The organism is Burkholderia sp. Se-20373 (genome assembly GCF_017104705.1).
GTDB lineage: Bacteria > Pseudomonadota > Gammaproteobacteria > Burkholderiales > Burkholderiaceae > Burkholderia.
Genome location: NZ_JAAGPH010000251.1, coordinates 1 through 6685 on the forward strand (window position 1 = coordinate 1; position 6685 = coordinate 6685).

General features: G+C 71.5%; 5 protein-coding genes. 1 reads left to right on the forward strand and 4 read right to left on the reverse strand.

Annotation, left to right across the window (positions count from 1 at the left end; all coding sequences use genetic code 11):
- Positions 1-36 precede the first annotated feature (36 nt).
- From G3N96_RS37170 to G3N96_RS37185, 4 genes are all read right to left on the reverse strand, one after another.
- Entirely contained in the window at positions 37-1092 is a 1056-nt protein-coding gene (locus tag G3N96_RS37170) for a 3-keto-5-aminohexanoate cleavage protein (protein WP_206140318.1), read from the reverse strand.
- Between the two features lie 120 nt (positions 1093-1212).
- Positions 1213-2061 carry a TauD/TfdA family dioxygenase gene (locus G3N96_RS37175; RefSeq protein ID WP_206140319.1) on the reverse strand — a complete coding sequence of 283 codons (849 nt, stop codon included), beginning with the start codon at positions 2059-2061 and terminating at the stop codon, positions 1213-1215.
- A 10-nt stretch (positions 2062-2071) separates the two neighbouring features.
- Positions 2072-3052: a quinone oxidoreductase gene (locus G3N96_RS37180; RefSeq protein WP_124584327.1), complete on the reverse strand. Its 981-nt coding sequence runs from the start codon at positions 3050-3052 to the stop codon at positions 2072-2074.
- Between the two features lie 18 nt (positions 3053-3070).
- Complete coding sequence (locus G3N96_RS37185; protein WP_206140320.1) at positions 3071-4021, reverse strand: universal stress protein; 951 nt, start codon at positions 4019-4021, stop codon at positions 3071-3073.
- Positions 4022-4263: 242 nt separating this feature from the next.
- Between G3N96_RS37185 and G3N96_RS37190 the strand changes: the two genes are divergently transcribed.
- Positions 4264-6685: AAA family ATPase (locus tag G3N96_RS37190; RefSeq protein WP_206140321.1), on the forward strand; the 2422-nt coding region annotated here is incomplete at its 3' end.

Here is a 6685-nt window from a genome sequence, read left to right on the forward strand (position 1 = left end):
CGGCCGTCACGGCCGCCTGCCCGGATGCGCGGCGCGTCAGGCGGCCCGCAGCGGCACGTTCGCCTGGCCCGGCCGGCGGTTCGGCGCCATCCCGAGGTGCGCCAGCGTCTCGTCGATACCGTCGTACTGCACGCCGATCCGGTAGATCGCCTTCGCCTCCTTGCCGGTGGCGATGTCGCGGCCGAGCTCGCGCGCGATCCGTGCGCACTGCTCGACCTGCTGCACCGACGTCATCCGGTTGCCCTTCTGGTCGATGATCGTGTCCTCGATCCCGCAGCGCGGATGCAGGCCCAGCGCCATCGCGACCGTGTTGATCGGCAGCACGTTCTTCATCAGCGATTCGAGCGTGATGCACGCGCCGTCCGGGCAGCGCCGCACGAATTCCATGAAGTTGTACGGATTCGGGCCGTCGAAGCCGCCGCCGATGCCGACCCACGTGACGTTCAGCGGGCCGCGATAGACGCCGCGGCGGATGATCCGCTCGAGGGTTTCCAGCGCGTGCATGCCGGTGAGCTGGAAGTGCGGCTGGATGCCGGCCGCCTGCAGGCGGCGCAGGTGCTCGTCGACCCAGCCGGGGCCGGCCGGCACCGTCATCTCGCGGTACGCGTCCCACAGCGCGGCTTCGTTCAGCGACGTGCCGGCGATGTCCCGGCGGTTCATCAGCTCGGTGATGTTCATCTGCACGGTGTTGATCGCGACCGTCACCTGGTCGGGCTTCGGCGTCAGCTCGGCGAGCATGTGGCGCGTGTCGTCGGACAACCATTTCGCGTCGGCGCCCTCGCCTTCCGGCGCGAACGAAATCGAGCCGCCCACCTGCAGGATCATGTCGGGCACTGCCTCGCGCAGCCGGCCGAGCAGCTCGTTGAACTTCGACAGCCGCTTGCTGCCCTTGCCGTCGAGTTCGCGCACGTGCAGGTGCAGCACCGTCGCGCCCGCGTTGTAGCAGTCGACGGCCTTCTGCACGTGCTCGTCCATCGTCACCGGAATGTCTTCCGGAAAATCGGCCGGCATCCATTCGGGGCCGTACGGCGCGACCGTGATGACCACCTTGTCCTGGTTTTCCGGGTGCAGCGAATCGTCGAGAAATTGCATGTCGTCCTCCAGTGGAAATCGTTGTATTGCGGGCGTACGGGCGTGCGTATCCCGTCGCGCCGGGCGGCAGGCCCGGCGCGTTGCATGGTCTTTCAGAGGTCGGTTACGGGGCTGCCGTGCTCAGAACGGCACGTCGCCGACGATGCCCGCGCGCTCCATCTTGCGCACGCACGGCGGGTAGTCCATCACCGCGTAGTGCTGGGTGCTGCGGTTGTCCCAGATCGCGACGCTGTGCTTCTTCCAGCGCCAGCGCACCTGGTATTCGGGGATAGTGGCCTGGCTGATCAGGTATTGCAGTAACTGGCCCGCGCCGGGATTCGCGTCCTGCCCGACCCGCACGCGCGCCGGCGTGTGGAAGTTCGTGAAATGCGTGGTGAACGCATTCACGTACAGCACCTTCTCGCCCGTTTCGGGATGCGTGCGCACGACCGGGTGCTCGGCGTCCGGGTACTGCGCCTTCAGCGCGAGGCGCTTGTCGATCGGCATCGCCGCGCCGAAGCTCGCCTCGATGCTGTGGCGCGCGCGCAAGTCGTCGATCTGCTGCTTCACGTGCGCCGGCAGGCGCTCGTAGGCGAGCACCATGTTCGCCCACATCGTGTCGCCGCCAACCGGCGGACCGTCGATGCAGCGCAGCACGCAGCCGAACGGCGGCGCCACGCGCCAGCTCGCATCGCTGTGCCACGCATTCTCGTAGCGGTCGTTCGGCTGGTCGGGCGACTTGTAGATCCGCACGAGCCCCGGGTGCTCGGGATCGCTGCCGGCCACCGGATGATCCTCGAGCTCGCCGAAGCGCCGCGCGAACGCGACGTGCTCGGCGCGCGTGATGTCCTGGTCGCGCAGGAACAGCACGCGATGCCGCAGCAGCTGCGCGCGGATCTCGGCGAACAGGCCGTCGTCGTGCACGGCGTCGGCGAGGCTCACATCCAGCAGTTCCGCGCCGATCGCGCAGGTCAGGGGTTCGACTCGCATGCGCGTCTCCTCAGACGATGAACACCGACGAACCGGTCGTCTTGCGCGATTCGAGATCGCGATGCGCCTGCGCGGCATCCTGCAGCGCGTAGCGCTGGTTGATCTCGATCCGGATCCGGCCCGCCGCGACGTGCGCGAACAGTTCGCCGGCCAGGTCGTTCTTCTCGGCCGGATCGGCGATGTAGTCGGCCAGCGCCGGGCGCGTCAGGTACAGCGAGCCTTTCATCGCGAGGCGCTGCGGATCGAACGGCGGAATCGGGCCCGACGCGGTGCCGACGCACACCATCAGCCCGCGCCGCTTCAGCGAATCGAGCGAGCCTTCGAAGGTGTCCTTGCCGACGCTGTCGAACACGACGTCGACGCCCGCGCCGTCCGTCAGTTCGCGCACGCGCTTCGCGACGTCCTCGCGGCTGTAGTCGATCGTGTGGTCGCAACCATGGGCGCGGGCGATCCCGGCCTTGTGCTCGCTGGAGACCGTGCCGATCACCGTGAGCCCGAGCAGCTTCGCCCATTGCGACACGATCAGCCCGACGCCGCCGGCGGCCGCGTGCAGCAGGATCGTGTCGCCCGGCGCGAACGCATGGATGCGGCGCAGCAGGTAGGCCGACGTCAGGCCGCGCATCGTCATCGCCGCGGCGGTTTCGCACGAAATGCCGGCCGGCAGCCGCACGAGCGGCGCGGCGGGGATCAGCCGTTCGGTGCTGTACGCGCCGAGCGTGTTCAGGAAGCCCGTGTAGGTCACGCGGTCGCCGACGGCGACGTTCGTCACGCCGGGGCCGACCGCTTCGACCACGCCGGCCGCCTCGACGCCGAGGCCGGCAGGCAGCGGCACCGGATACAGGCCGCTGCGGAAGTACGTGTCGGCGAAATTCAGCCCGACCGCGTCGTGCCGCAGGCGCACCTGGCCGGGGCCCGGGTCGCCGACGTCGACTGCCTCCCAGCGCAGGACCTCGGGACCGCCGGTTTCGTGGAATCGCACTGCATGTGCCATGGTGTTCTCCGTAGGGTGTCAGTCGGATGCGCGTCGCGCATCGTCGGGTTCGTTCGGTTCGTTCGCGCGTGGCGGGGGCGCGGCTGCGCCGTTCGCCAGCGATTCATCCAGTCCGGCCCAGTCCGCGTCGCCGAGATAGCGCCGCGCGGCCGGGAAAATCACGCCCTCCATTCGCCCCATCTGCTCGAACGCGCCGTGCGCATAGCGGGCGAGCGCCGTGTCGAACGCGGCCGACGGCAGCCCTTCCGCGGCGATCCGCATGAGCGCATCGAGCGCTTGCGCGTCGCGCTGCCGCTGGCGGTCGAGTTCGTCCAGTTCGGCCGCGACGCACTCCGCACGGACGCGCAATGCCGCGAACAGGCGCGCTTCTGCGGCCGTGCCGAACCGGACGTGCTGCAGGGCGGCGAGCGATGCCAGCGCCTCCTGTGTGTCGGCCGCGTGCTGTTGCGGCGCGTCCACGCCCGTGTGCAAGCTCGAGGCCATCAGCGCACGCAGCCACCCTTCGACCGCGCGATGCGCATCGAGGCAACGCGCCATCACGCGCGCCTCGGCCGGCGTTCGTCGCGACGTGCACACGAGCACCGGCACGCCGCTCGTCGCGAGCAGGTGCTGGCGTTGCGCGCAGGCCGCCGCGTCGGCATCGGGCGGCAGTGCCGCGACGCCGATCAGGTCGCAGCCGAGTTCGGCCGCCAGCGCACCGGGCGCTGCGTCGTCGGCAGCCCCCGGATGGCCGGCCCCCGGATGGCCGGACCCCGCGATCGCATGGGACAGCCCTTGCGCCCGCGCGGCGGCTTCCACTTTCGCACCGTGCTCCGGCAGCCGCGCTCCGGATAAACGCGAGTCCGGCGCGGCGCCGGGCAGCATGAACGTGACCCGGGCGCCGACCGCACGCGCCAGTTCGAGCGCATGGCCGATCGCGTCGATGCCGCCGGGCGTGCCGTCGACCGTCACGAGCAGATGGCGGTACATCGTGCCGCTCCGCTTAGCCGGCGAGCGGCGCGCGGCGCCGCGTGCCGGTCGATACGATCTTCATGGGGGGCTCCTCGTGGTGTTCGTCTTGCATCGGAACCCATGCTATCGATGCGGTGCCGGTGCGGCCCCACTCGTCGCGGGGGGGATTGACGCGCGAACGCGGTTCGGCCGATCCTTCCCCCCACACCCACCCCGGACGCTGGCCCGCACGGCACCGCCGGAATCCGACTGCTGCCCCGATGGCCCACCCACCCGATCGCGCCGACGCGCCTCCCACCGAACTGGTCCTGAAGACGACCGCGCCGCGCGTGCCGGCGCAGTTGCTGGCCCGCGCGCGGCTGAGCCTCGCCGCGCCCGCTTTCGACGGCCGGCCGGTCACGCTCGTGCAGGCGCCGGCCGGTTACGGCAAGACGTCGCTGCTCGCGCAATGGCGTCGCGAAACCCTCGCGCTCGGCCGTGCGGTCGTATGGCTGTCGGCTGACGAGCGCGACGATGCGGCGCGGTTGCTGCAGGGGCTCGTGCAGGCGGTGCGGACCGGCTGTGCACGGCCCGGCTTCGGGCGCCTGATCCCGGTGGGCGCGGCCGACGCGGCACGCGCGCTGGAGGGCGTGACCGCGTGGCTGGCCGAGGTCGCGCAACTGTCGATCGATGCGCTGCTGATCGTCGACGATGCGGAGCGATTGCCGCCCGCCGGCCTCGATGCGCTGACCTACGTGCTGCACAACGTGCCGCAAAACCTGCATGTCGTCGTCGCGGCGCGGCGCGGGCTCGATCTCGTGGCCGGTGATCTGCTTGCCGGCGGGCAATGCACGCTCGCGGGCCCCGACTGGTTGCGCTTCACACTCGACGAGACGATCGCGCTGGTCGGCGCGCGCTTTGCGCAGCGGGTCGACGCCGACGCGTGCGCGCGGCTGTTCGAACGCGTCGACGGCTGGCCGCTCGGCCTGCAGCTCGCGATGGCCGCGATGGCGCGCTCGGCCGATCCGCGCCAGGCGGTCGACGCACTCGCCGCCCGCGTGGACGGCACGCGCGACCGGCTCGTCGAGCTGCTCCTCGCGAACCTTTCGGCCGACGACACCGCGTTCCTGACGCGCACGAGCGTCGCCGATCGCCTGCATCCGTCGCTGTGCGCCGCGCTGCTCGACGACGCAGACGCACCCGGCCGTCTCGCCCGGCTTGCACGCGACACGCCGCTGTTCATCGCGTCGGACGATTCGGACTGGTGCCGGTTGCATCCGCTCGTGCGCGACACGCTGCGCGACCGCCTGGCCGCGGGCCCGGACACCGAGCGCGGCGCGCTGCATGCGAGGGCGGCCGCCTGGCTCGACGCGCACGGAATGACCGAGGAAGCCGCCCGCCACGCGTATGCGGCCGGCCAGTTCGAGGTGGCGTACGCGCTCGCGCAGCGCTGCCTCGAGGATGCGATCAAGCAGGGCCGCATCAACGACGTGCTCGACTGGCTCGCGCTGCTGCCCGATACGGAGCTCGACAAGCGCCCGACGCTGCGCGTCGCGGTGGCCTGGGCGCTGGCGCTCGGCGAGCGCCATGTCGAGGCGCAACGCCAGATCGCGGGCATCCTCGCGGATCCCGGCACGCCCGCGGCGATGCGCTACGAATGCGCGCTGATCCTCAGCGCGGCCGCGTATTACGCCGACGAAATCGACCGCTTCGTCGAGCTGTTCGAGCCGTGGGCCGACTTTACGCCGCCCGCGGCGACGTGGCTCGCGCAAATGCACGCGAACCGGCTGTCGGCGCGCGCGATCATCGTCGGCGAACCGGCGCAGGCGCGCCGCTTCCAGCACGCCGCGCCGCGCGGCGAGACGGCGGCCGGGTTCGGCTACGTCGCGCGCTGGGGCGAGCTGATCACGGGCCTGAGCTACCTGCGCGAGGGCCAGGTCCGGCTGGCCGACGACGCGCTGTCGCCGGCGCTGGCGCGTGCGGAAGCCGATCTCGGGCGCCGCCATCCGCTCACCTGCATGCTCGCGGCGATGTGCGCGGCGCTCGCGTACGAGGCCGATCGCGTCGACCAGGCCGCCGCGTTGCTCGCGAACCGCCTCGACGTGCTCGAACACGCGGGCACGCCCGACACCGTGCTGCTCGGCTATCGCACCGCCGCGCGCATCGCGCTGCTGCGCGGCGTCGAGCACCGCGCGATCGACCTGCTCGAAGCGCTCGACGCGATGGGTGTCGCGCGCCGCCTGCCGCGCCTGTCGGTCGCGAGTCTCGCCGAACAGGTGCGCATTCATGCGGCGCGCTATCGCGAGGCGACCTGCCACGCGCTCGTCGAGCGGATCGATGCGATCGCCGCGGCCGAGTTTCCATCGCACGGGCCGTTGTGGCGGCGCCCCGTCGTGTTGCTGCAGGCAACCGCACATGCGGGTGCCGCGCTGGCCGCACGCCGCTGGGACGACGCAAGCGCGGCGCTCGACGAAGCCGCCGTGCTGGCCCGCGAAATGAGCATGGGCCAGGCGCGCATCGAGATCATGGCGCTCAGCGCGTTCGCGCGCGAACAGTCGGCCGGCGGCGGCCGCGCGTTGCTCGACGAAGCGATGAACCTCGCGGACCTGTTCGGGCTGACCCGTACGCTCGCCGACGCGCATCCGGCCATCGCCGACTGGGCGCGCCGCGCCGGCGATGAAGCGGCCGCCGGCACCGGCCCCG